This window comes from Pseudooceanicola sp. LIPI14-2-Ac024, assembly GCF_042188925.1.
In the GTDB taxonomy this organism is placed as follows: Bacteria; Pseudomonadota; Alphaproteobacteria; order Rhodobacterales; family Rhodobacteraceae; genus Pseudooceanicola.
Genome location: NZ_CP170102.1, coordinates 1,841,333 through 1,865,062, shown reverse-complemented (window position 1 = coordinate 1,865,062; position 23,730 = coordinate 1,841,333). Strand labels below are relative to the sequence as shown.

Genomic DNA, 23,730 nt, shown 5'->3' with positions numbered 1-23,730 from the left:
GGACACGGGATGCCCGATCTTCTGAAAAAGCCATTCGGCAAGCACGGCAAGGTGCACGAGATCACGCCTCAATCCGCCGGCTGGCGATATGTCGCCTTCTCTCTCTACCGGTTGCGTCCGGGCGAGAGCGCGGCGGAAGCGACCGGTGCCAACGAGGTCATCCTGGTGATGGTCGAGGGCAAGGCGACCTTCGAGGCCGCCGGGCAGGATTGGGGCGAACTGGGCGACCGGATGAATGTCTTCGAGAAGTCGTCGCCGCATTGCCTCTATGTGCCAAAAGGCGAGGATTGGCGGGCCACCGCCACGACCGATTGCACCATCGCCGTCTGTGCCGCACCGGGGTATGGCGGCCATCCCGCGCGCCGCATCGGGCCGGAAGGGATTACCCTGACGCGGCGCGGCAAGGGCAACAACACGCGCCACATCAACAACATCGCCATGGAGGCCGAGGATTACTGCGACAGCCTGCTGGTGACCGAGGTCTTCACCCCTGACGGAAACTGGTCGAGCTACCCCAGCCACCGCCACGACGAGGACGACTATCCGAACATCACCTACCTCGAGGAGACCTATTACCACCGTCTGAACCCCGGCAACGGCTTCGGCATCCAGCGGGTCTACACCGAGGACGGTACGCTCGACGAGACGATGGCGGTCAGCGACGGTGACGTGGTCTGCGTGCCGCGCGGCCACCATCCCTGCGGAGCGCCCTACGGGTTCGAGATGTACTATCTGAACGTCATGGCGGGGCCGATGCGCAAATGGCGCTTCATCGCTGATCCGGCAGTGCAGTGGATCATGGATCGCGACGCATGACGTTGGCCGCGGCGCTGAACCAGAAGACTGCCGGGCACGTGCCGTTTGCCGACTTTCTCGACCTCGCCGCCGGTCTCGGCTGCGTGGGGGTCGAACCGCGCAACGACCTCGGCCGACCGATCTTCGACGGCCTGTCTCCGGCGCAGGCAAGGGGCCTGGCCGCGGACCGCGGTCTACGGCTGCTGAGCCTTTGCGAGGTTTACGGGTTCAACGCCTGGTCCGATGAAACCGAAGCGCGGATTGCCACCCTCGTTGACCTCGCCGAGGCGAGCGGGGCCGAGGCGGTCAGCCTGATCCCGAGCGTCGACGACCGCCCGGTGCTGGAGATCGAGGAGGCGCTGCGTCGCACGGCACCGCTCTTCGCGGGGCGCGCGGTGACCCCGCTGGTAGAGGTCATCGGGTTCGCGAGTTCAACTCTCTCCCGAAAACGTCGGCTCGTCGATGCGATGGACAGGGTCGGTGGTCCCTTCCGGCTTATCCACGACACGTTCCAGCATGCGATCTCGGGCGAGCGCGACCTGTTCCCGGACCACACACGGATGGTCCATATATCGGGCATCTCCGACCCCTCGGTTCCGCTGGATGAGTCCCAGGACTGCCACCGCGTCCTCGTGGACCGGATGGACCGATGCGGGACCATCTCCCAGATGTCCGGACTGATGCGTGGCGGCTATTCGGGGCCGTTCTCGATCGAGACCACTGAAAGGTCGGTATCGACCTCACAAGTGCTATCGGAAGCGATCGCCCATTCACTGACTACGATCCGCGGCGAACTGGCTTAGGTCGAGGGCCCCCGGTGACCTGTCGATCCATTGCGGGTCAAGTGAGGTCCATTCAGACCGGCATCCCGGGCCCCTGCCTTTCGAGTCGTGATGCGCGGACAGCCGCTTCGGAATTCGGTCGCATCAAGTGGCGTTGGTGCAAGAAGCATTTGGTAGACGGCGCCGATGGTCTTGGCCTTTTGTTCCCCGCGGCAAACAGGAACACATCGTCAGTCACGTCCAGATGGATCGCATGATGGCCTTGGATTTCACCCTGTGAAATCGACTCGACAATATGAAATTTCTTTTGCCTCGCGGTCGGTCCTCGCGGAGATTGCCGGCATGGAGGAGACGATGAACCAGCTCACAGCACCCAACGGCCAGGCATCCGAGAAGACGATCCAGTCGGTCGATCGCGCGCTGCAGATCCTCGAGGTCATGGCGCGTCTGCGCGGCGAGGTGACGCTGGCGCAGATCTCCGAGGAGCTCTCCCTCAACGCCTCGACCTGCCACCACATCATCAAGACGCTGATGGCGCGGAACTACGTCCGGCCCGGCACCGCCCGCGGGCGCTACATGCTGGGCTCGCAGCTGGTGGTCCTGGCCGATTCGGTGAACATGAAGGCCGAGCTTCCGGGCCGCGCCAAGGTGGTGCTGGAGGCGCTGAACCAGCTGACCGAGGAGGCCGTGCACCTTGCCGTGCTTGAGGCCGACGAGATGATCACGCTGGTCAAGCGCGAGGCGCGCCATGCCCTGCGGGTGGACAGCGCCTCGATCGGCAAGTCGCACGCGCTGCATGCCACGGCGACCGGCAAGATCCTCCTCTCGGGCCTGTCCGAGGATGAGGTGCGGCGGCTGACCGGCATGCACGGGCTGCGCAAGTTCACCAACGGCACCTGCACCGACATCGACGCGCTGCTGGCCGAGCTCGACCGGATCCGCGCGCAGGGCTTCTCCGAGGACCGCGAGGAGTTCCAGCTCTACGTCGTCTGCATCGGCGCCGCCGTCCGCGACGTGACCGGGCGCATCATCGCCTCGATCAGCGTCTCGACCCCGATCAACCGCGCCACCGAGGAGCACCTCGAAATTGTCCGGCGCGAGGTCATGGCGGCGGCGGCGAAGCTGTCGCTGACCCCGGCGAAGCGCTCCAGGGAGGCGGGGCAATGAACCTCCAGGAATTCTCGGCCAAGGTCGGCCTGCCCGGGCCCAAGGGGGCCCGCGCCCGCGCCGCCACCATCGCCGCCGCCGGCGGCCTGGCCGAGGCGCGCGCCTCCGGCGCCCTGCCGGAACAGCTTGAGCTGTCGCTGTCCGAGGCGCTGATCCTCGCGCTGCTGAAGCAGGGGACGCGCAAGTACCTCGCGATCTTCGGGCACGGCTCGACCGACCTGGGCGAGATTCTGCGGATCTACGATGCCGAGGGCGTCACCCGTACCTACAACTTCCGCAACGAGGTCGAGATGGCCCATGCCGCGACCGCGCTGGCCTGGCACTACGGCGAAACGCCCGCCCTGGTGACCTCGATCGGGCCGGGAGCGTTGCAGGCGATGGCAGGGTCGCTTGCGGCCGCCTCGAACGGCGTGGGCGTCTGGCATGTCTACGGCGACGAGACAACCTTCGGCGAAGGCTACAACATGCAGCAGATCCCGAAGCCGGAGCAGGAGCTCTATGCCCGGATGACCGCGCTGATGGGCCAGAGCTATTCGCTGCACACGCCGCAGGCCCTGCGCGAGGCGATGCGCCGGGGCGCGCGCCGGGTGCACGACCCGGTCAAGGCGGGGCCCTTCTACCTGCACCTGCCGATCAACACACAGCCCGCGCGGGCGAGCTTCAACATCGACAGTCTGCCGGAGCGTCCGGCCTCGGCCCCGATGTCGCCCGAGGGCGATGCCGTCTTCGACACGGCGGCCGAGCTGATCGCGGGCGCCGGTCGGGTGGTGATCAAGGCGGGCGGCGGCACGCGCGGCTTCGACGCGGAGATCCGGGCGCTGGCCCGGGCCGCGGGGGCGCCGGTGGTGCTCTCGCCGGGATCGACCGGGGTTCTGGCCGACGACGATCCGCTGAACATGCATGTCGGCGGCTCCAAGGGCTCTCTCAGCGGCAATTTCGCGATGCAGGAGGCCGAGCTTCTGATCGTCGCGGGATCGCGCGCGGTCTGCCAGTCGGATTGCTCGGGCACCGGATATCCGAAGGTCCGGCAGGTGGTGAACCTGAACGGCGACTGGGCCGATGCGCTGCACTACAACAACACGCTGTCGCTGGTCGGCGACCTCGGCGCGGTGGCGCGGCGGCTGACCGCGGCGCTCGGGCGCTGGCAGGCGAACGCGGCAAAATCCACCTGGATCGAGGCCTGCGCTGCGAAGAAGGCGAAATGGCAGAGTTACCGGGCCGAGCGCCTTGCGTTGCCGCCGCTGCGCGACGTGGTCTGGGGCACCGAGGTGCTGGCCCAGCCCGCCGCGATCGGGATCGTCGATGCCTTCGCCCGGGAGACGGGGGCGGTGAAATACTTCGACGCCGGCGACGTGCAGGCCAACGGTTTCCAGATCGTCGCCGACGAGCGGTCGGGCCAGACCTATACGGAGACCGGCGCCAGCTACATGGGCTTCGCGGCCAGCGGCATCCTTGCCTCGGCCCTGGCGGAGCGGCCGGACTACGTGATCGCCTTCACCGGCGACGGGTCCTTCATGATGAACCCGCAGGTGCTGATCGACGCGGTCGAACACGGGCTGCGCGGCATGGTGGTGATCTTCGACAACCGCCGCATGGCCGCGATCAGCAGCCTGCAACTGGCGCAATACGGTCGCGATTTCCGCACCAATGACGGTGTCGCGGTGGATTACGCCGCGATGGCCGGATCGGTCGAGGGCGTGCTGCCGCTGAAGGTGGACGGGACCGCCGAGGGCCTGCGCGCGGCGCTGGCTAAGGGCCATGCCCATCCGGGCCTCAGCGTCCTTCACGTGCCGGTCTACAGCGGCGAGGACCCGCGCAGCGGCATGGGAAGCTGGGGATCGTGGAACGTCGGCAACTGGGTCGACGAGGTGCAATCACGCTGGGTCCGGCAGTCGCTCTGACGCCGCCCGGCAGAACGGAACCGCGGGCGAAGGGCCCGCAGGAGGAGGAAGTGATGAGCAAGAGAACCGTGGGTTTCGTGGGCGTGGGCAACATCGGCACGCCGATGGTCCTGTCCCTGATGCGCGCAGGCCTGGACGTGCTGGTCCGCGATCTGCGCAAGGAGCAGGCGGCGGAATGCCTCGCGGCGGGCGCCCGGTTCGCCGAGAGCAACCAGCAGCTGGCCGAGGAATGCGACACCATCGGCGTCGCCGTGGTCAACGACAGGCAGCTCCTGGGCCTCTTCCAGAGCGAGGGCGGGCTGCTCGACGTGGCGCGGCCCGGCACCACGCTGATCGTGCATTCGACGGTGCTGCCGGCGACGATCAAGGCGCTCGGCGAGGAAACCGACAAGCGCGGACTGAAGCTGGTCGATGCGCAGGTCTCGGGCGGCGACCTGCGGGCCCGCGAGGGCGACCTCGCCATCATGTGCGGCGGCGACAAGGCCGATGTGGAGGCCAACCGCGACTACTTCGACGCGATCTCGCGCCGGACCGAGCACATGGGGCCGCGCGGATCGGGCGCGGGTGCCAAGCTGGCGATCCAGATGATGACCTTCGGCAACTGGATGGCGGCGATCGAGGCGATGCGCCTCGCTCGGGGTCTTGGCCTCGAGGAGAAGGCGCTGGCCGATTTCGCCACCGACACCACCGCCGACAGCTGGGTCGCGCAGATGTGGGGCAACTACGACCGCCTGCTGCACAACCACCCGCTCGCGGGGACCGAGGACCTCTACCGGATGTTCGACAAGGACCTGTTCAACGCGGTGCTCGTGGCCCGCGATCACGGGATCGAGCTGCCGCTGACCGCGACCTCGAGCCAGATCATGAAGCGCGCGATGCAGGAGCGGATCGACTACTCGGCCGACACCTACGCGCCCGCCGCCGCCAAGAGGAGCGCCTGAGATGCCCGAGGACATGAGCCCCGACACGTTCTCCCGTACCAAGCCGGTGGTCACCCAGGCCGCGGCCGAGGAACTGATCGCCCGGGCGATGGCGCATGCCAAGAAGATCGGCAAGACGGTCGCCATCGCCGTGGTGGATGACGGCGGTTTCCTGATCGCCTTCAGCCGGATGGACGCGGCCAACCCGGCCGCCGCCCAGATCGCGATCGACAAGGCCTATACCGCCGCCGTCTCCCACATCGCCACTCACAAGTGGCAGGAGATCATGCAGAACGACGAACCGCTGCGCATCGGCGCGCCGGGGGTGGTGCACCGGCTGATGACCTTCGGCGGCGGCCAGCCCATCGTGATCGACGGCCAGGTCGCGGGCGCCATCGGCAGCTCGGGCGGTCACTGGACCGGCGACACCGAGATCACCACCGAGGCGCTGAAACTGTTCGACTGAGGAGACCGGGCAGGGGCCTCGGCCCCGCCCATCCCGAAGAGGAGGCCATCATGACGGCGACATCGTTCCACACCGGGTTCCTGTCCGACCTCTCCGCCACCGAGGCGGTGCGGATGGTCCGGGATCGCGGCTACGACATGGCCGAGCTGAACGCCGAGCCGCTGCCCTGGGGTCCGGCCCATCTCGGGACCCAGACACCCGCCCGGCTGATCGGCGAACTGGCCGGAATGGGGCCCTATTCCGCGCTCTGCATCCACCATCGCGACTTCGGATCGAAGGATGCCGACAGGCGCGAGGCGGCGCAGCTCTGGACCCAGGCGATGATGGACCGCGCGGTCGACCTCGGGATCGGCATCGTGCACGTCATCCCGGGCGAGCAGGCCGAGATCGCGGCGCTGCACGACGCGCTGGCCAGGGGTGTGGATGCCGCTGGGGAGCGTGGGCTGACCTTCGCGCTCGAACCCATCGTGGGCCGGGTGATCGGCACCGCCGAGGGCGCGCTTGCGGCCATCGCGGCGGCGCCGGGGCTGAAGATCAACTTCGACGCCTCGCACCTGAAACCGATGGGCGACGACGTGACTGAAGCCGCGCGCCGGCTGGCGCCGCACGTGGTGCATATGCACCTCAAGGATGTCACCGGCACGCCCGAAACCTTCCGCTTCGTGCCGATCGGCACGGGCGAGATCGACCTGGCCGCGATGATGCGCGCCCTGCTCGAGGCGGGCTACGACGGCCCGGTGTCGATCGAACATGAAAGTCACTGGTTCGCGGGCGACACCCGCGGCCCGACCGAGGTTCTGGACGAGGGGCTCGCCGATATCCGGCGCCTGCTCCGGGAGGCGGCCAGCACACCCGTGGCCTGACGACAATGGGACACGCAAACGACGACCGTCCGCGCCTCGGGGCGCGAGGCGACCAGGACGGGCTTGCCCGCAACGTTCCGGCCCGACGTGACGCGGCCGACCAAAATGGGAGGATAAGAATATGAAATCGCTGACTTTCAATCGCAGGACGTTCCTGCAGGGGGCGGGCACCACGGCGGTGGCGGCGGGCCTGGGCTTCCTGCCGCGGCGCGCAAGCGCGGGCGTCAGCCTCAAGCTGGGTCACCAGCTGGGCGAGACCCACCCGGCCTACCAGGCGGTCGAGCAGATGGCCGAGGCGATCAAGGAGCGCACCAATGGCGAGGTCGCCATCTCGGTCTTCCCGAACGGCGCGCTCGGCTCCCCGCCGGACATGGTGAAGCAGTCCCAGATGGGCGCGCTGGACCTCGTGATGTTCAACCCGCCGAACATCGAGAGCCAGGATCCCACCGCCAACGTGATCCAGATCCCCTACCAGTTCGACGATTACGCCCACGTGCACAGGGTGCTGGGCGGCACCGCGCGGGAATGGTTGCAGGAGTTCTTCGACCGCAACGGCCTGAACTGGGTGGCGAACTTCGAATACGGCTTCCGCGCCCTGTCGAACAGCCGCCGGCCGGTGAACACGCCCGAGGACGTGGCGGGGCTCAAGCTGCGCGTGCCGCCCGAGCTGTCGATCAAGGCGACCTTCGACGCGCTCGGCGCGAACACCCAGACCATCGCCTTCGACGAGCTCTACCTCGCCCTGTCGAGCGGCGTCGTCGACGGGCAGGACAACCCGGTCGCGGTAGATTACGCCAACAAGTTCTACGAGGTGCAGGACCACATCGCGACGACGCAGCACATCTATACCTCGTTCATGCTGGTCAGCTCTCCGCGGACCTGGAAGGGCCTTTCGCCGGACGTTCAGGCGGTGATCTCGGAAGAGGCGCAAAAGGCCGGGGCCTGGGCGCAGAAAGCGGTCCGCGACGGCGAGGAGGAGATGCTGTCGAAGATGGAGGCCGAGGGCGTCACGGTCACCCGTCCCGACCCGGCCCCGTTCCGTGCCAAGATGGACCCCGCGTGGGAGATCATGCGCGAACGCATCGGCGCCGAGACCTGGGACAAGTGGATGGGATTCGTCGACGCGGCGCGCGAGGCCTGATCTGCGCAGCTGCACGACGCGGCGCGGCGGCCCGAGGAGAGCCGCCGCGCCACTCACCAAACTCTGACGGAAAGGCCTGACAAAATGGGTGTCCTCGTCACCATGTCGTCCCTCGTGACGCTGATCCTGATCGGACTGCCGATCGCGGTCGCGCTGGCCATGCTCGCGGCCGGGCTCATGTGGTTCGCCGCCGGGCCTGACCTGCTCTTCATCTTCATCCAGCGGTTCTACACCGGGATGACCTCGTTCTCGCTGCTGGCGATCCCGTTCTTCATCCTCGCCGGCAACCTGATGAACACCGGCGGCATGACCCACCGGATCTTCAACACCGCGCTGGTCTTCGTCGGCCGGGTGCGCGGCGGCCTGGGCCACGTGAACGTGGTCGGCTCGATGCTGTTCTCGGGCATGTCCGGCTCGGCCGTGGCCGACAGTGCGGGCCTCGGCGTGATCGAGGTCAAGGCGATGCGCGAGGCGGGTTACAGCCCGGGCTATGCCGCCGCGATCACCGCTGCCTCGTCAACCATCGGGCCGGTGGTGCCGCCCAGCATTCCGTTCGTGATCTACGGCAGCCTTGCCAACGTCTCGGTCGGGGCGTTGTTCCTGGCCGGAATCCTGCCGGGCATCCTGATGGGCATCTCGATGATGGTGATCATCGCCCTGACCGCGCGGGCCAAGGGCCTGCCCAAGATGACCGAGCGGCCGGACTTCCGCGAGAGCGTGAACACCGTCGTGGGATCGCTGCCCGCGCTGGTGATGCCGGTCTTTGTCGTCGGCGGCCTGCTGCTCGGCTGGGTCACCCCGACCGAGGCCGCGGTGATCGCCGCCGCCTATGCCGCCTTCATAGGCATCGTGGTCTACCGCGAACTCCGGCTCAGCGACCTGCCCGAGGTGCTCTGGACCTCGGGACGGCAGGCGGTGCAGGTGCTCTTCATCATGGCGGCCGCCGCGCCGTTCTCCTGGGTGCTGGTGCAGCAGCAGGTGCCGAACGCGGTGGTCGAGGCGATGCTGGGCGTCACCCACGAACCCTGGGCGGTGCTGCTGATGATCAACGCCATCCTGCTGATCCTCGGCATGTTCATCGAGGGCATCGCGGTGATGGTCATCTGCATGCCGATGCTGATGCCGGTGGTCGTCCAGATGGGCATCGACCCGGTGCATTTCGGCGTCATCGTGGTGCTGAACCTGATGATCGGGCTGATCACCCCGCCGGTCGGGCTCTGCCTCTATACCGTGTCGCAGGTGGCCAATGTCGACCTGCTCGAGATCATCCGCGAGATCTCGGATCTACCTCGTCGGGCTGATCGTCGTGCTGCTCATCATCACCTTCGCGCCGGGCCTCGTGCTCTGGGTGCCGAGGCTCTTCGGGTTCGGATCATGACCATGCTGAGAACCACCCTCACCTTCGCCGACCGGCTGGTCGCGCATGTCACTCGCTACGGCGTCATCCTCTGCCTCAGCGTCCTTTTCTTCCTGCTTCTCGCGCGGGTCATCGCGCGGGCGACCGAGATCCCCTTTGCCACCTTCGACGAGATCGGCGAACTGGCGACGGTCTGGATGATCATGCTGGGCGCCGTCGCGCTCTGGCGTGACGGGGCGCTTTACCGGGTCGAGGTGCTGACCGCCTCGATGCCCGGCTTCGGCCGGGTGGCCGAGGTGCTGATCCAGCTCATCATGCTCGCCTTCGCGGTGATGCTGGTCTGGGTCGGCGGCAACTTCACCGCGATGAGCCGCGAGGTCACGGCCTTCATGCAGATCGACAAGACCTTCTACTACGGGGCGATCCCCGTGGCCGGGGCGGTGATGGCGCTCTACAGCGTGCGCGGCCTGATCATGGCGATCCGCTGCGCGATCCACGGGCGCAGCCTCACCCGCGCCGAGGACAAACTCGGGAAACCCACCGTCGTCGAACACCTCTGAGCGGGGCGGCGGGATTTCAGAAAGGACCGGGCATGACGCTTTACGACCGTTTCGGACTGTTCATCGGCGGCAGCTGGCAACCCGCTGCGGGTGGCGCGCAGGTCGCGGTGATCGATCCGGCGACCGAGGACCGGCTGGGGCATATCGCGAAGGCGGGCCCCGAGGACCTGGATCGCACGCTGGCGACGCTGGCCGGGGCGGCACCCGCCTGGCGCGCGGTGCCGGGCTGGACCCGCTCGGGCCTGCTCCGCGCGATGGCACGCGGGATGGCCGAACGGGCCGACCGCGCGGCGCGGGACATGAGCGAGGAGACCGGCAAGCCGCTGGCCGAGGCGCGTGGCGAATGGCAGGCGGCGGTGGACCAATTCGACTGGTACGCCGACGAGGCGCGGCGGATCTGGGGCCACAGCCTAAACGGGCGGGAGGAGGGCGTGCTGCTCGACGTCCGCTACGAACCGGTGGGCCCGGTCGCGGCCTTCACCGCCTGGAACTTCCCGGCGCTGCTGCCCGCGCGCAAGGTCGCCGCCGCGCTGGCCGCGGGCTGCCCGATCGTCATCAAGCCGTCGGAGGAGGCGCCGTCGCCGATGTTCCACATCGCCGAATGCGCCGCCGAAGCCGGACTGCCTGCTGGCGTGCTGAACGTGGTGACGGGCGACCCGGCCGAGATCTCGGCGCACCTGATCGCCTCGCCGGTCATCCGCAAGGTGTCGCTGACCGGCTCGGTTCCGGTCGGGCGGCTGCTGGCGGGGCTGGCCGGGCAGGGGCTCAAGAAGGTGTCGATGGAGCTGGGGGGCCATGCGCCGGTGCTGGTCTTCCCGGATGTCGATCCCGAGGCCACCGGTGCGCTCTGCGCCAAGACCAAGTTCCGTAATGCCGGGCAGGTCTGCATCTCGCCCAGCCGGTTCTACGTGCACGAGGACATCTATGAACCCTTTGCCGCCGCGATGGCGCGGACCGCACGGGAGGCGCGGATCGGGCGCGGGCTCGACGACGGGGTGGATTTCGGGCCGATGGCCAACGCGAGGGGCCGCGACCGCGTGCTCGACCTGATCGAAGACGCGCGCGGGCGCGGGGCCGAGGTGCTGGCGGGCGGCGGCGTGCCGCAGGCGCACAACCGCGGTTTCTACGTCGAACCCACCGTGCTCGGCCGGGTGCCGGACGATGCGTGCATCATGACCGAGGAACCCTTTGGCCCGGTCGCCCCGATCTCGACTTTCCGGGAGTTCGACGAGGTGATCGCCAGGGCCAACGGCACGCCCTTCGGGCTTGCCTCCTACGTCTTCTCGGGCTCGCTTGCGACGGCGAACCGGGCGGCGGCGGCGCTCGAGACCGGGATGGTGGGGGTCAACGACATGCTCCTCGCCGCGGCGGAAATCCCCTTCGGCGGGGTGAAGGACAGCGGCATGGGGCGCGAGGGCGGGCAGCTCGGCATCCTCGAATACCTCGAGCCGAAATACGTGAAATATCGCTACGGATGAGCGGGAGAAGCAGATGACGGACGACAAGGCCAAGGGGATTGCCCGGGGACTCACCAACTACGGCGACGCGGCATTCTCGAAATACCTGCGCCGCTCCTTCGCCAGCTCGATGGGCTACAGCCGCGAGATGCTGGACCGCCCGATCGTGGGCATCGCGCATTCGGCATCGGGCTTCAACAACTGCCACCGGCACTTCCCCGATATGATCGAGGCGGTGAAGCGTGGCGTGCTGGCGGCGGGGGCCCTGCCGATCGAGTTCCCGACGATCTCGCTCGGCGAGGTCTTCCTGTCACCCACCTCGCTCAAGTTCCGCAACCTGATGTCGATGGACGTGGAGGAGATGGTGCGCGCCCAGCCGATGGATTCCGTAGTGCTCCTCGGCGGTTGCGACAAGACGGTGCCGGCGCAGCTCATGGGCGCGATGTCGGCGAACCTGCCGGCGGTGCAGCTGGTTGCCGGGCCGATGTCGACAGGACGCCACAAGGAACACCGGCTGGGCGCCTGCACCGATTGCCGCCGGTTCTGGCAGCAGTTCCGCTCGGGGCAGATCGACGAGCAGGAGATCGACACGATCGAAAGCAAGCTCGCCTCCACCGCCGGGACCTGCGCGGTGATGGGCACGGCCTCGACCATGGCGAGCCTGACCGAAGCCATGGGCATGATGCCCGCCTATGCTGCCGCGATCCCGGCGGTCAGCGCCGACCGGCTGCGGATGGCCGAGATGACGGGGGCACTTGCGGTCGAGCTGATCGGCTCGGACCGGACGCCCCGGTCGATCCTGACGCAGGAGGCGCTGGACAACGCGGTCACCGTGCTACTGGCGCTCGGCGGTTCGACCAACGCCGTGCTGCACCTTGCCGCCATCGCCGGGCGGGTCGGGCTGAAGCTCGACCTCAAGCGGCTGAACGAGATCTCGGACCGCACCCCGGTGCTGGTCGACCTGAAACCCACGGGCGCGCATTACATGGAGGACCTGCACTACGCGGGCGGCATTCCGGCGGTGATGCGCGAACTGCGCGATGTCTTGCACCTCGACGCCCGGACGATCACAGGTGAGACCATCGGCGACCGGATCGCGGCGGCGGACGACTGGGTGGACCGCAAGGTGATCGCCGCCGCCGCCGAGCCGGTGCGCCAGACCGGCGGGCTGGTCGCGCTCTATGGCAACCTGGCGCCGGGCGGGGCGATCCTGAAACGCTCGGCCGCCGATCCCTCGCTGTTCGAGAAGGAGGGGCGCGTGGTGGTATTCTCCTCGCTCGAGGATCTTGCCGCCCGGATCGACGATCCGGAACTCGACGTGGCGGCGGACGATATCCTGCTGCTGCAAAACGCCGGGCCGACCAGCCCGTCCTCGATGCCCGAGGCCGGCTACCTGCCGATCCCGAAGAAGCTGGCGCGCGCGGGGGTGACCGACATGCTGCGGATCTCGGATGCGCGGATGAGCGGCACCGCTTACGGCACCATCGTCCTGCACGTCTCGCCCGACGCGGCCTCGGGCGGGGCGATCGGCCTCGTCCGAAACGGCGACCGGATCCGCATCAGCGTCGAGAACCGGCGGATCGAATTGCTGGTCTCCGAGGCCGATCTGCAGGCAAGGCGCGACGCCGCGCAGGAGGTGCCGCGCGAGAAGAAGCGGGGATATGACTGGCTATACGACCAGCAGATCCTTCAGGCCGAGGACGGCTGCGACTTCGGGTTCCTCGTGGCGGGTGACTGACCGCGCAGGCTGGCGACTCGGTGCGCTACATCCGGCACTTGGCCGAGATCTCGCGCGCCGTGTCCGCCACCTTGAGCTGCAGCGCCTGCAGCCTTTCGTTGTCGGTCCTCTCGACCAGGACCGAGGCGCCGACCGACCCGATGACCGCGCCGGCGCGGTCGCGGATGACACAGGCGATGGCGACTTCGGTGTCGGCGAATTCCCGATCTTCCACCGCGAAGCCGTGGCGTCGGATCTGGCGCAGGCTTTCGACCAGTTCGCCAAGCGAGACGATGGTGCGTCCTGTCAGGCCTGGCAGCCCGTGGTCGGCGACGACGCGGGCGATCTCCGGCTCGGGCAGCCAGGCGAGGATCGCCTTGCCGAGCGCAGTCGCATGGGCCGCGTCCACGATGCCCAGGCCATCGGGCAGGGCGCCGGTCTCCCCGGACAATTCGCAGAGCGTCGACAGGTCGGTGCCCTCGAACGCCGCGAGGCGCACGGTCGCGCCGGTTTCCGAGGCGAGCCGGTCGAGGAATGGCCGCGCTTCGCGCACGATGTCGAAGCGTGCGCCCCGCATCGAGGCGATTTCTGAGATCCGGGGACCCAGAAAATAGGCGCGCGGCCGGTCCATCTTGGCGACGTAGCCGCGCAGCAGCAGGGTGTTGAGCAGGTGGTGGCAGGTCGAGAGCTTCAGCCCGGTCATCCGCGCGATGTCCTGCAGCCGCAACTCGTGCTTGGCCTCCGCCAGCGTCTCGATCAGCGTGAGCGCCCGGTCCACCGCCTGCACGGTGGTCTGGTCGCCCTTGTCGGCGGGCGCCTTCCAGCCCGGCGCGGCGCGGGCGGTGTGGGCATCCTCCATCGACACCTGCGTGCGGGCATTGGTGATGTCGGCCGGTTCCAGCCGCTGCTGCACGAGGTTCTGGTAGTCGTCGTCCATGCCGCTCCCTGCGATTACCGGTCGTGGGTCAATCATGATCGGTCGCGACCGTCGGCGCAATGCGGGAGGCGAGGGTGAGCAGCAGCGCCAGCACGGTGATCGCGACGCCGAGCGCGGTGACCCCGGTCCAGCCGAAATAGTGCCAGGCCTGCGACCCCGCGAAGGTGCCGAGCGCGGCGCCGCCGAAGCGGATCACCATGTAGATCGTGTTCAGTCGGTTGCCCGCGTCGGGGTCGAGCCGAAGCACCTCGGACATCGAGGTGACGTGGCCGACCTGCATCCCGAGGTCGAGCAGGACAATCGCCGGGATCAGCCAGGTCAACGTCCCTCCCGAGACGCCCATCATCACGAAGGCCAAGGCCATCAACGCGCCGCTGGCCGAGATCATGGCCCCCGCGCTCAGCCGGTCGGCGAGGCGGCCCGCCATCGGTGCGGCCAGCACCCCGACCGCGCCGATCAGGGCGAGCAGGCCGACGATCATCGTCGCCTCGCCCTGCATGCTGCCTTCGACGTGGAAGACGATCGTCGTCCAGAACATCGAGAAGGCGCCGAACTGCAGGGCGGCGACGAAGGCCAGAAGCCGCAGCCTGCCGTGGCGCAGGAAGAGGCCGGCGAGGCTGGCGATGAGCGAGCGGTAGCTGCCGCGGAAGGTCGGCTGCATCACCGGCAGATTGCGGCGCAGCAGCACCAGCAGGACCAGCATCAGGACGGCGGCCATAAGGTAGACCGCGCGCCAGCCGAAGACGCCGCCGAACAGCCCGCCGACGAACCGCGACAGGATGATGCCGAGCAGAAGGCCCCCCATGACGAAGCCGACGGCCTGTCCGGATTGCCCCGGCGGTGCGAGGCGGGCGGCGATCGGCGGCAGGAACTGCGGCACCACGCTGGAGAATCCGACGAGGAAACCCACCAGGACCAGCGCCGGGAAGGCGGGGGTGAGCGCGAAGGTCACCAGCATCGCGCAGGCGGCGATGAGCAGGATCGAGATGATCCGCCGCCGCTCGACCATGTCGCCGAGCGGCAGCAGGAACAGCAGGCCGAGGGCGTAGCCGATCTGGGTCAACGTGGCGATCATCGCGGCGGCGCGTTCGCTCTGGCCGAAATCCGATGCGATCTCGGCCAGCAGCGGTTGGTTGTAATAGTTGTTGGCGACGACCACGCCCGCGGTGATCGCCATCAGCCAGACCAGGCGGCGGACCGGCCCGTCGAAGCGCGCGCGGTTACCAGGCAATGTCTGGATACCCCGCGTCCGCCATCAGCCGCGGCCCGCGTTCGGCGATCTCGGCCCGGGCCGTTTCGGCGGAGGCGGTGTCGATCAGCTTGCCATGCCGCTTGCGGATGACACCATCGACCAGGACCGTGTCGACGTTGCCGGGATGGGCGAACATGACCACGGCGTTTTCCGGATTGAGGGCAGGGGACATGTTCCAGTCGTCCCGCCGCAGCAGCACGATATCGGCCTTCTTGCCGGGGGTGAGCGAGCCGATGAGGTGCTCCATCCCCATCACCCGGGCGTTGTTGATCGTCGCCCATTTCAGCGCGTCGCCGGTGGTGATCTGTTCCTTCTGGTAGACGCCGCCGCCGGTGCCGATGGTCTTGAGGTTCTCGGCCTCGAAGGCCGCGGCCTCGGGGTTGGTGCCCTCTTCCAGCTCGCGCTGTGTCTGGACGTTGCGGTAGAAGCGGTCGGCCTGCAGCGACAGGCGCATCGTCTCGAACATCGAGCCGGTGACGCCGACCTCGCTGTCGTTGGCGACCGAGGGGCGGCCGCCCTGGTCCGCGACGCGGCCGATCAACGGCGGCACGCCGTGGCCGCGCAGTTCGGCGGGCGGGGTGGCGGTCAGGGTGCAGCCTGCATCGACGAGCGCCCTGATCTCCTCATCCGGGATGTAGTTGGCATGCACGACGTTGTGGCCCGCGGGCAGAAGGCCCTCCTTCTGCAGGTCGAGGTAGCCGCCCGGGTTCAGCCGGTTGCGGCGGCCCCAGACATGGGCCGAGGTGATCAGCCCGACCTCCCGCGCCAGCGCGAAGTCCTGCCGGCAGACGTCGATGGTGGAATAGTCCGGTCCCAGCACGCACATGGCCAGCGTGATCAGCGCGTCGTCCGAGGCGAAGCGGCCCTTCAGCAGCCGTTCGATTTCGGCGCGCGGATGCGGGATTTCCGAAAAATGCGGCTGGCCCGGCTTCGGCTTGGGCTTCACCGTCCCGTGGCCGAAGAGCGCCCGCACGCCGCTGGCGGCGAGGCCGTCGATGGCGGCATCGGTGTGCTCGGGGGTCGGGTTGTTATGGCACCAGTCGAAGACGCTCGTGGTCCCGGCGTCGATCTGCGACAGGCCGCCCGCGAGCTCCGAGTAATAGAGGTCATCCGGCCGATAGGCCGGGGCCGCGCCCGCGTGCAGGTAGTTGTAGTAGTCCGCACCGCCGAAATTCGACCCGATGCCGCGGATCACCGTCTGCCAGAGGTGATTGTGCGCGTTCACGAGGCCCGGCATCGCGATCATCCTGGTGCCGTCGATCACCTCGGCATCCTCGACCCCGAGGTCCGGCCCGATGGCCGCGATCCGGTCGTCGCGGACCAGGATGTCCCCTCGCGACAGGTTGCCGACCTCCGGATCGACCGAAACGATCGCGGCCCCTCGAATCAAATATGCGGTCATCTGCGCCTCATTTTCAGCATAATGAAATATTCGGAGATCATCCGATGCCTGCTGTGACTATTCTACGGGCCAAGCTGCCCATCAAGAGGGATGCAATCCATTTTTTTCACGAAACGCGTTGACTTGATGATTTCCTTCCAGAGATGCTGAAAATATCGACGACACAGATTTCATGATATGGAATCTTTGAACTGCAGGGGGAAGACGTGCTCAACTACGCACTGAAACGACTGGGGCTGACCTTTCTGGTCCTGGTGAGCGTCTCGGTCATCACCTTCGCGCTGGTGCGGCTGGCCGGGGACCCGGCGGTGGCGCTGGCCGGGGCCGAGGCCTCGTCCGAGGAGATCGAGGCTGTGCGCGTGGCCTATGGCTTCGACCAGCCGCTGCCCGCGCAGTATTTCGGCTGGCTGGGCGACGTGATGCGGGGCGACCTCGGGTTTTCCAACATCCTGCAGCGCCCGGTGATGGAGGTCGTGCTCGAGCGGCTGCCGGTGACGGCCAGGCTCGCCGGGCTGGCGCTGATCTTCGCACTGCTGCTGGCGGTGCCGCTCGGCGTGCTGGCGGCGACGCGGCGCAACACGCTGATCGACCGGATCGCGCTGTCGATCGCGGTTGTGGGGCAGGCGCTGCCGAACTTCTTCTTCGCCCTGCTGCTGATCCTGATCTTCGGCGTCACTCTGCGCTGGCTGCCGATCTCGGGCGACGCGACCTTCGCCAACTACGTGATGCCGGCGATCGCGCTCGGCTATTTCTCGACGCCCGCAATCATGCGGCTGACCCGCGCCGGCATGATCGAGGTGCTCGACAGCGACTACATCCGAACCGCGCGGGCCATGGGCCTGCCGCGCCGCCGGGTGATCCTGCGGCACGCGATGCGCAACGCGATGATCCCGGTCGTCTCGCTGACGGCGGTGCAGCTGGGCTTCATGCTGTCCGGCTCGATCATCGTTGAATCCGTCTTCTCGATGAACGGGATCGGGCGGCTCGGCTGGCAGTCGATCCAGCGCACCGACCTCGAGGTGATGCAGGCGCTCGTCCTGATCATCTCGGTCATCTATCTCGCCCTGAACTATTTCGCCGACATCCTGAACGGCCTGCTCGACCCGCGCCTGCGGGTGCAGTGACGGCATGGAGAGACACGACCAAATGACCGCGACCGACACCATGACCCAATCCGCCGCCCTTGCCGACACCGCGCCGCCGCGCCCGTCCTCGGACACCTGGCGCCGGGCGCGGTCCCACACCGGGCTGATGATCGGTGGCACGCTGGTTCTAATCATCCTGCTGATCGCGCTCTTCGCCCCGGTGCTGGCGCCTCACGATCCCTACACCCAGAACCTGACCGAGCGGCTGATCCCGCCGGTCTGGTACGCCGATGGCAGCTGGGAGCATCCGCTGGGCACCGACGCACTCGGTCGGGACTACCTGTCGCGAATCCTCTACGGCGCGCGGATCTCTCTGCTGATCGGCTTCGGTGCTACCGCCATCGCCCTGGTGATCGGCACCACGATGGGCGTGCTGGCGGGCTATTTCGGCGGCATCCCGGATTTCATCGTGAGCTTCGTCGTCAACGTGCGCCTCGCGCTGCCCGCGATGCTGGTCGCGCTGGTCGTGGTCGCCCTCGTCGGCGGGTCGCTGACGGTGGTGATCTGGACGCTGGGCCTGCTGGTCTGGGACCGCTTTGCCGTGGTAATGCGCGCCGCGACCCAGCAGATCCGCACGCTCGATTACCTCTCGGCTGCCCGCGCGGCCGGGGCCTCGATTCCGCGCATCCTGCTGACCGAGGTCATGCCCAACGTGATGGGCGCGCTGATCGTCGTCGCCACGCTGGAAATCGCGCAGGCGATCCTGTTCGAGGCGGCGCTCAGCTTCCTCGGGCTCGGGGTCCAGCCGCCGACGCCGTCCTGGGGCCTGATGATTTCCGAGGGCAAGAGCCACATGTTCTTCCGCCCCTGGGTGATCGCGATCCCGGGTGCCGCACTCTTCATCCTCGTCCTTGCCATCAACCTGCTCGGAGACGGCATCCGGGACGTCACCGCACCGGAGGGCCGCGCATGAGCCTGCTCGACATTCGCAATCTGACCATCGATATCGCCGGATCGCGCGGCACCCTGCACGCGGTGCGCGGCGTGAGCTTCTCGGTCGAGAAGGGGGAAACCCTCTGCATCGTCGGCGAATCCGGCTGCGGCAAGTCGCTGACCTCGCATGCGTTGCTGGGGCTCAGCCCCAAGGTCGCGACGGTCGGGGCCGATGCGTTGTCCTTCGACGGAGCCGACCTGCGCAAGCTGTCCGAGAAGCAGTGGATGGGACTGCGCGGGCGGCGGATGTCGATGATCTTTCAGGACCCGATGACCTCGCTCAACCCGAGCTTCACAATCGGCTCGCTGCTGGAGGAGGTCTATCTCCGCCACTTCCCCGCCACCCGGGCCGAGGCGCGGGCGCATGCGGTGGACATGCTCAAGCGCGTCGGCATCGCCAATGCCGAGGAGCGGCTGTCGCAATATCCGCACCAGCTTTCGGGCGGGTTGCGGCAGAGGGTGATGATCGCCATGGGGCTGATCTGCGGACCGGACCTGCTGATCGCGGACGAACCCACCACCGCGCTCGACGTCAGCATCCAGCTTCAGATCCTGCGGCAGCTGCAGGACCTCAAGCGCGAGATGGGGCTGGGCATCCTCTTCATCACCCACGACCTCGGGCTGGTGGCGCGGTTCGCCGACCGGGTGGCGGTGATGTACGCGGGCCGGATCGTGGAAACCGCGCCGGTGGCCGAGCTCTTTGCGCGGCCCTGCCATCCCTACACCCGCGCGCTGATCAACTGCATCCCGGTGCCGGGCAAGACCCGCCCGGGCGAGCCGCTCGGCGCGATCCCCGGCGTGGTGCCCTCGCTCGTCGGACCGCAGCAGGGCTGCGCCTTCCGCGACCGCTGCGCCTTTGCCACCCCGCTCTGCGCGCAGCGGGCCGATCAGCGCTACGCCGCCGCGACCCACGCCTACGAATGCAACTTCACTCCCGAGGAGACCGCGGCATGAGCGACGAGATCCTTTTGAGCGCCCGTGACATCCGCCGCGACTTCGGCGTCTCCGGCGGCTTCGGCAAGCCCAAGCGGATCGTGCAGGCGGTGCGCGGCGTCAGCCTCGATGTGAAACGGGGCGGGGTGCTGGGCATCGTCGGCGAATCCGGTTGCGGCAAGTCCACGCTCGCCAAGATCCTGCTGGGCCTCGACGAGCCGACCGCGGGCGAGGTGCTGTTCCAGGGTCGCTCGATGGCGGCGATGTCGCGCAAGCAGCGCGCGACGCATATCCAGCCGATCTTTCAGGATCCCTACCTGTCGCTGAACCCGCGCAAGCGGGTCGAGACGATCATCGGCCTGCCGCTGCGCGTGGCGGGCCTACCCGAGCGCGAGATCCGAAAGCGGGTCTACGAGATGATGGATCTGACCGGACTGCCAACGCGTCTGGCCGGGGCCTTTCCCAGCCAGATGTCGGGCGGCCAGCGCCAGCGCGTCGCCATTGCCCGCGCCCTGATCGCGCGACCCGAGCTGGTGGTCTGCGACGAGCCGACCTCGGCGCTCGACGTGTCGATCCAGGCGCAGATCCTGAACCTGTTGCAGGACCTGCGGCGGGAGCTCGGCCTGACCTACATCCTCATCTCCCACAACCTTGCCGTCGTCGAGCACATCGCGACCGAGGTCATGGTGATGAACCGCGGCGAGGTGGTCGAACACCGCGCAACGGCCGAGCTCTTCGCCGCGCCGCAGAGCGATTACACCCGGATGCTGCTGGCCTCGATCCTCACGCCGGAACCCGGCAAGGGCCTGCCCGACATTTCCGCCACAGCCGCCTGACCCCAGCACGGAGAGACATGATGATGAGACTGCGCACTTCCCTTCTGGCCGGGGCCGCCGCCCTGGCGCTGGCCGCGCCCGCGATGGCCGGCCCCGACGACAATTCGCTGATCTGGTCCACCGACCGCGAGATCAGCGTGCCCTTCGTCTGGTGGGACACCGTCAGCGAGATGGGCGCGATGATGTACCACATCTACGACACGCTGGTGTATCGCGACCCCGAGACGATGGAATACAAGCCGCTGCTGGCGACGAGCTGGGAATGGCTCGACGACACCACGCTGGAATTCAGGCTGCGGGAAGACGTGACCTACCACGACGGCAGCGCCTTCAACGCCGACGACGTGGTGAAAAGCTACACCGAATTGCTGAAGCCGGAGACCGGCGTGGTGAATGCCAGCCTGGTGAACTGGATGGAATCCGTCGAGAAGATCGACGACACCACCATCCGCATCCACATGGCAGAACCCTTCCCGCCGGCGCTCGAATTCCTGTCGGGCACCCGCATGGCGATCCCGGCGGCCGAGGTCTGGGACAACCTACCCGCCAAGCCCGATGGCAGCCCCGATTTCGCGCGGATGCCCTCGATCGGGACCGGGCCCTACATGCTCGACAGCTTCTCGCCCGGCGAGACGCTGACGCTGAAGAAGAACCCGAACTACTTCGACGGGCCGAAGGGCGATCCGGCGATTGAGACGATCACCTTCCGCACCATCCCCGACCAGGAAACCCGCGTGGCCGAGCTGATGGTCGGCGGCATCGACTGGATCACCGACCTGCCGGTGGACATGGTCGACCAACTCTCGGCGATGCCGGGGGTGGCGACGACCGCCGGGCCCGACATGCGGATCGCCTACCTCGTGCTCGACCGCACCGGGCGCAACGGCGACACGCCGGTGGCGAACCTCAAGGTGCGGCAGGCCATCGCCCATGCCATCGACCGCAAGGCGATCGCCGAACAGATCGTCGGACCCGCCAGCCAGGTGGTGAACGCGGCCTGCTACCCGACCCAGGTGGGCTGCACCGACGATGTGCCGACCTACGACTACGACCCCGAGAAGGCCAAGGCCCTGCTGGCCGAGGCGGGCTACCCGGACGGCATCACCATCGAGATGGGCGCCTACCGCGAACGGCCCCATGCGGAGGCGGTGATGGGCTACCTGCAGCAGGCCGGGATCACCACCCGGCTGACCTACCTGCAATGGTCGGGCCTGCGCGAGCGGCTGAACAACGGCGATATCGACATGGCGATCCGGACCTGGGCGTCCTCGGGCCTGAACGACGTTTCGGCCATCGCCTCGGTGCTGCTGAAGATGGCACCCGACGACCTCTGCCAGTCGCCCGAGATCAAGGCGCTGCTGGAGAAGGGCGACAGCACCATCGACCCCGAGGCCCGCGCCGCCGTCTACAAGGAGGCGCTGACCAAGGTGGCCGAGGAGGTCTGCTGGGTGCCGCTCTTCTCCTACTCCAAGGTCTATGCCCATAACGAGGCGCTCGACTTCTTCCCGACCGCCGACGGCTTCCCGCTGTTCTTCCTCGCGAAATGGGCGGAGTGAGGGCGAACAGGTTTCCCCGTGACTGGAAAGGGGCGCCCACGGGCGCCCCATTTTTGTCCCAGAGGGCCAGTGACTGGCTGGATCGGTCGCAGCCTGGTCCGGGCGCCGGGACGGGTCGGCTGCCCTTCGGCACGCGGGGCGGTGGAGGAGGCCGGCGCCCGGATGTGTCAGATCGTGACCGGATAGGCCCTGAACAGCCGCTCGGCCGAGGCCGCCAGGTCCCGGGCCAGCCGGGCCATGTCGACCCCCAGCACCTTGCCGCCGGATTTCCGGACCCGGCCGCCGATCATCACCGTTTCAATGTCGGCATTCTGGGCGAAATGCACCACCGTCTGGGCCGGGTCCACCGTGCCCATCATCGCCAGCGAGTCCCGCCGGACGACGATCAGGTCGGCCTGCTTGCCGGGCGTGAGCGAGCCGATCCTGTGATCCAGCCGCAGGGCGCGGGCATTGTCGATGGTGGCCCATTTCAGCGCCTCGATGGAGGGCACCGGCGGTTCGGTGACGCGGGCGGTCGGCACGCCGACCTTGCGCTCCTTGACGTCCTCTTCGGCCAGGTGCTCATCGGCGTATTTCGTGTTGTACAGCCGCGCGCCGAGCAGCGAGGCGCGGATCGTCTCGAGCATCCCGCCGGTCACGTCGACCTCGACATCCGGCCCGATGGAGGGGCGCCCACCCATGCGGAGGATGCGGCTGACCAGCGGCTCGACCGGGTGCGGCCCCAGCTCGACCGGCGGGGTCGAGGTGACGGTGGCGCCATGATCGAGGATGACCTTCAGTTCCTCGTCCGAGATGTAGTTGGCATGCACGATGTTGTGGTCCGGTCCCAGCAACCCCTCGCGCGCGATGGTCAGGTAGCCGTCGGGCACCAGACGGTTCAGGCCCCAGATATGCGCGCTCGACAGAAGGCCGTAGTCGCGCGCCATGCGGAAGTCGTGGCGGCAGACCTCGATGCCGGAATAGTCCGGGCCGAGGATGCAAGCCGCCAGCGTCACCAGCGCGTCGTCGTTCGACAGGCGGCCCTTCCTCAGGCGGTCGATCTCGGCCACCGGGTGGGGGATGGTGGAGAAATGCGGCTCGCCAGGTTTCGGTTCGGGCTTCACCGTGCCGTGGCCGAAGACGGCGCGCAGCCCGGCCTTCTCCAGCGCGTCGACGGCGGCGTCGGTATGGGCGGGGGTGGCGTTGTTGTGGCACCAGTCGAAGAGCGTCGTCGTGCCGGCCTCGATCTGGGCAAGCGCACCGACGAGGGTGCCGATATAGGTGTCTTCGGGTGCATACTTGGTCGAGATGCCGGCATGGACATGCTTGAAGTATCCGCCCGAGGGCCAGTCGGCGGCGATGGCCCGGATCGCGCCCTGCCAGGTGTGGAGGTGCGCGTTCACGAAGCCGGGCATCACGATGGCGCTCGCGGCGTCGATCACCTCGGCATCCTCGGCCTCGATCACGGGCGCCACCTCGACGATCCGCGCGTCCTCGACCAGCACGTCGCCGGTGAGATTGCCGATGGCATCGTCCATGGACAGGATCTGTCCGCCCTTCAGCAAGGTTCTTGTCATTTCGGGTCTTCCTTCAGAAACGGGGCAGGGCGCCCGGAAGGGGCGCCCTGCGGA

General features: G+C 67.9%; 20 protein-coding genes. 16 read left to right on the top strand and 4 right to left on the bottom strand.

The genetic code is table 11. The features are described 5' to 3' along the window. Positions 1 to 9: 9 nt before the first annotated feature. The 11 genes from iolB (at position 10) to ACE2AC_RS09070 (ending at position 13,147) form a co-directional block, all read left to right on the top strand. Positions 10 to 816, top strand: a complete 807-nt coding sequence (gene iolB / locus ACE2AC_RS09120) for a 5-deoxy-glucuronate isomerase (RefSeq protein WP_375691782.1) — start codon at positions 10 to 12, stop codon at positions 814 to 816. Then, complete coding sequence (locus ACE2AC_RS09115; protein WP_375691781.1) at positions 813 to 1,598, top strand: TIM barrel protein; 786 nt, start codon at positions 813 to 815, stop codon at positions 1,596 to 1,598. Before iolB ends, ACE2AC_RS09115 begins: the two co-directional genes overlap by 4 nt. A 333-nt stretch (positions 1,599 to 1,931) precedes the next feature. After that, on the top strand, positions 1,932 to 2,744 hold the full coding sequence (locus tag ACE2AC_RS09110; protein ID WP_375691780.1) for an IclR family transcriptional regulator: 813 nt from the start codon (positions 1,932 to 1,934) through the stop codon (positions 2,742 to 2,744). Next, positions 2,741 to 4,645, top strand: a complete 1,905-nt coding sequence (locus ACE2AC_RS09105; RefSeq protein ID WP_375691779.1) for a thiamine pyrophosphate-binding protein — start codon at positions 2,741 to 2,743, stop codon at positions 4,643 to 4,645. The genes ACE2AC_RS09110 and ACE2AC_RS09105 overlap by 4 nt, the downstream gene beginning before the upstream one ends. Positions 4,646 to 4,698: 53 nt before the next feature. After that, positions 4,699 to 5,586, top strand: coding sequence for an NAD(P)-dependent oxidoreductase (locus ACE2AC_RS09100; RefSeq protein ID WP_375691778.1), 888 nt, complete (start codon positions 4,699 to 4,701; stop codon positions 5,584 to 5,586). 1 nt (position 5,587) lies between these two features. Continuing rightward, complete coding sequence (locus tag ACE2AC_RS09095; protein ID WP_375691777.1) at positions 5,588 to 6,031, top strand: heme-binding protein; 444 nt, start codon at positions 5,588 to 5,590, stop codon at positions 6,029 to 6,031. A gap of 50 nt (positions 6,032 to 6,081) precedes the next feature. Continuing rightward, positions 6,082 to 6,894: a sugar phosphate isomerase/epimerase family protein gene (locus tag ACE2AC_RS09090; RefSeq protein ID WP_375691776.1), complete on the top strand. Its 813-nt coding sequence runs from the start codon at positions 6,082 to 6,084 to the stop codon at positions 6,892 to 6,894. A gap of 121 nt (positions 6,895 to 7,015) precedes the next feature. Then, positions 7,016 to 8,035: a TRAP transporter substrate-binding protein gene (locus ACE2AC_RS09085; protein WP_375691775.1), complete on the top strand. Its 1,020-nt coding sequence runs from the start codon at positions 7,016 to 7,018 to the stop codon at positions 8,033 to 8,035. Positions 8,036 to 8,119: 84 nt separating this feature from the next. Further along, entirely contained in the window at positions 8,120 to 9,952 is a 1,833-nt protein-coding gene (locus ACE2AC_RS09080) for a TRAP transporter large permease subunit (RefSeq protein WP_375691774.1), read from the top strand. A gap of 32 nt (positions 9,953 to 9,984) precedes the next feature. Further along, on the top strand, positions 9,985 to 11,430 hold the full coding sequence (locus ACE2AC_RS09075) for an NAD-dependent succinate-semialdehyde dehydrogenase (RefSeq protein WP_375691773.1): 1,446 nt from the start codon (positions 9,985 to 9,987) through the stop codon (positions 11,428 to 11,430). 13 nt (positions 11,431 to 11,443) lie between these two features. After that, positions 11,444 to 13,147, top strand: a complete 1,704-nt coding sequence (locus tag ACE2AC_RS09070) for a dihydroxy-acid dehydratase (RefSeq protein ID WP_375691772.1) — start codon at positions 11,444 to 11,446, stop codon at positions 13,145 to 13,147. Positions 13,148 to 13,172: 25 nt separating this feature from the next. Here ACE2AC_RS09070 and ACE2AC_RS09065 read toward each other — a convergent pair whose 3' ends face one another. Genes ACE2AC_RS09065 through ACE2AC_RS09055 form a run of 3 tightly spaced genes read right to left on the bottom strand, consistent with a single transcriptional unit; the run spans position 13,173 to position 16,717 of the window. After that, entirely contained in the window at positions 13,173 to 14,063 is an 891-nt protein-coding gene (locus ACE2AC_RS09065; RefSeq protein WP_375691771.1) for an IclR family transcriptional regulator, read from the bottom strand. A 28-nt stretch (positions 14,064 to 14,091) separates the two neighbouring features. Next, the gene (locus ACE2AC_RS09060) at positions 14,092 to 15,294 is read right to left on the bottom strand and encodes an MFS transporter (RefSeq protein WP_375691770.1); all 1,203 of its coding nucleotides are present in this window, start codon (positions 15,292 to 15,294) and stop codon (positions 14,092 to 14,094) included. Next, complete coding sequence (locus ACE2AC_RS09055) at positions 15,284 to 16,717, bottom strand: amidohydrolase family protein (protein ID WP_375691769.1); 1,434 nt, start codon at positions 16,715 to 16,717, stop codon at positions 15,284 to 15,286. Before ACE2AC_RS09055 ends, ACE2AC_RS09060 begins: the two co-directional genes overlap by 11 nt. A gap of 206 nt (positions 16,718 to 16,923) precedes the next feature. Here ACE2AC_RS09055 and ACE2AC_RS09050 point away from each other — a divergent pair, with 206 nt between their 5' ends. Genes ACE2AC_RS09050 through ACE2AC_RS09030 form a run of 5 tightly spaced genes read left to right on the top strand, consistent with a single transcriptional unit; the run spans position 16,924 to position 22,120 of the window. Beyond that, positions 16,924 to 17,841, top strand: a complete 918-nt coding sequence (locus tag ACE2AC_RS09050; protein ID WP_375691768.1) for an ABC transporter permease — start codon at positions 16,924 to 16,926, stop codon at positions 17,839 to 17,841. Between the two features lie 40 nt (positions 17,842 to 17,881). After that, on the top strand, positions 17,882 to 18,775 hold the full coding sequence (locus ACE2AC_RS09045; protein WP_375691767.1) for an ABC transporter permease: 894 nt from the start codon (positions 17,882 to 17,884) through the stop codon (positions 18,773 to 18,775). Then, positions 18,772 to 19,749 carry an ABC transporter ATP-binding protein gene (locus ACE2AC_RS09040; RefSeq protein ID WP_375691766.1) on the top strand — a complete coding sequence of 326 codons (978 nt, stop codon included), beginning with the start codon at positions 18,772 to 18,774 and terminating at the stop codon, positions 19,747 to 19,749. The genes ACE2AC_RS09045 and ACE2AC_RS09040 overlap by 4 nt, the downstream gene beginning before the upstream one ends. Beyond that, a complete protein-coding gene (locus ACE2AC_RS09035; protein ID WP_375691765.1) occupies positions 19,746 to 20,564 on the top strand; it encodes an ATP-binding cassette domain-containing protein in 819 nt (272 codons plus the stop codon). Before ACE2AC_RS09040 ends, ACE2AC_RS09035 begins: the two co-directional genes overlap by 4 nt. A gap of 23 nt (positions 20,565 to 20,587) precedes the next feature. Then, the gene (locus ACE2AC_RS09030) at positions 20,588 to 22,120 is read left to right on the top strand and encodes an ABC transporter substrate-binding protein (protein ID WP_375691764.1); all 1,533 of its coding nucleotides are present in this window, start codon (positions 20,588 to 20,590) and stop codon (positions 22,118 to 22,120) included. 167 nt (positions 22,121 to 22,287) lie between these two features. Here ACE2AC_RS09030 and ACE2AC_RS09025 read toward each other — a convergent pair whose 3' ends face one another. Beyond that, positions 22,288 to 23,676, bottom strand: a complete 1,389-nt coding sequence (locus tag ACE2AC_RS09025) for an amidohydrolase family protein (protein ID WP_375691763.1) — start codon at positions 23,674 to 23,676, stop codon at positions 22,288 to 22,290. Positions 23,677 to 23,730 lie beyond the last annotated feature (54 nt).

What these genes read in the sequence shown, in the direction of transcription:
- ACE2AC_RS09090 (WP_375691776.1), top strand. Translation starts at nt 6,082, where the DNA reads ATGACGGCGACATCGTTCCACACCGGGTTCCTGTCCGACCTCTCCGCC.
- ACE2AC_RS09110 (WP_375691780.1), top strand. Translation starts at nt 1,932, where the DNA reads ATGAACCAGCTCACAGCACCCAACGGCCAGGCATCCGAGAAGACGATC.
- ACE2AC_RS09080 (WP_375691774.1), top strand. Translation starts at nt 8,120, where the DNA reads ATGGGTGTCCTCGTCACCATGTCGTCCCTCGTGACGCTGATCCTGATC.
- ACE2AC_RS09075 (WP_375691773.1), top strand. Translation starts at nt 9,985, where the DNA reads ATGACGCTTTACGACCGTTTCGGACTGTTCATCGGCGGCAGCTGGCAA.
- ACE2AC_RS09105 (WP_375691779.1), top strand. Translation starts at nt 2,741, where the DNA reads ATGAACCTCCAGGAATTCTCGGCCAAGGTCGGCCTGCCCGGGCCCAAG.
- ACE2AC_RS09035 (WP_375691765.1), top strand. Translation starts at nt 19,746, where the DNA reads ATGAGCGACGAGATCCTTTTGAGCGCCCGTGACATCCGCCGCGACTTC.
- ACE2AC_RS09085 (WP_375691775.1), top strand. Translation starts at nt 7,016, where the DNA reads ATGAAATCGCTGACTTTCAATCGCAGGACGTTCCTGCAGGGGGCGGGC.
- ACE2AC_RS09100 (WP_375691778.1), top strand. Translation starts at nt 4,699, where the DNA reads ATGAGCAAGAGAACCGTGGGTTTCGTGGGCGTGGGCAACATCGGCACG.
- iolB (WP_375691782.1), top strand. Translation starts at nt 10, where the DNA reads ATGCCCGATCTTCTGAAAAAGCCATTCGGCAAGCACGGCAAGGTGCAC.
- ACE2AC_RS09070 (WP_375691772.1), top strand. Translation starts at nt 11,444, where the DNA reads ATGACGGACGACAAGGCCAAGGGGATTGCCCGGGGACTCACCAACTAC.
- ACE2AC_RS09040 (WP_375691766.1), top strand. Translation starts at nt 18,772, where the DNA reads ATGAGCCTGCTCGACATTCGCAATCTGACCATCGATATCGCCGGATCG.
- ACE2AC_RS09055 (WP_375691769.1), bottom strand. Translation starts at nt 16,717, where the DNA reads ATGACCGCATATTTGATTCGAGGGGCCGCGATCGTTTCGGTCGATCCG.
- ACE2AC_RS09065 (WP_375691771.1), bottom strand. Translation starts at nt 14,063, where the DNA reads ATGGACGACGACTACCAGAACCTCGTGCAGCAGCGGCTGGAACCGGCC.
- ACE2AC_RS09045 (WP_375691767.1), top strand. Translation starts at nt 17,882, where the DNA reads ATGACCCAATCCGCCGCCCTTGCCGACACCGCGCCGCCGCGCCCGTCC.
- ACE2AC_RS09025 (WP_375691763.1), bottom strand. Translation starts at nt 23,676, where the DNA reads ATGACAAGAACCTTGCTGAAGGGCGGACAGATCCTGTCCATGGACGAT.
- ACE2AC_RS09115 (WP_375691781.1), top strand. Translation starts at nt 813, where the DNA reads ATGACGTTGGCCGCGGCGCTGAACCAGAAGACTGCCGGGCACGTGCCG.
- ACE2AC_RS09030 (WP_375691764.1), top strand. Translation starts at nt 20,588, where the DNA reads ATGAGACTGCGCACTTCCCTTCTGGCCGGGGCCGCCGCCCTGGCGCTG.
- ACE2AC_RS09095 (WP_375691777.1), top strand. Translation starts at nt 5,588, where the DNA reads ATGCCCGAGGACATGAGCCCCGACACGTTCTCCCGTACCAAGCCGGTG.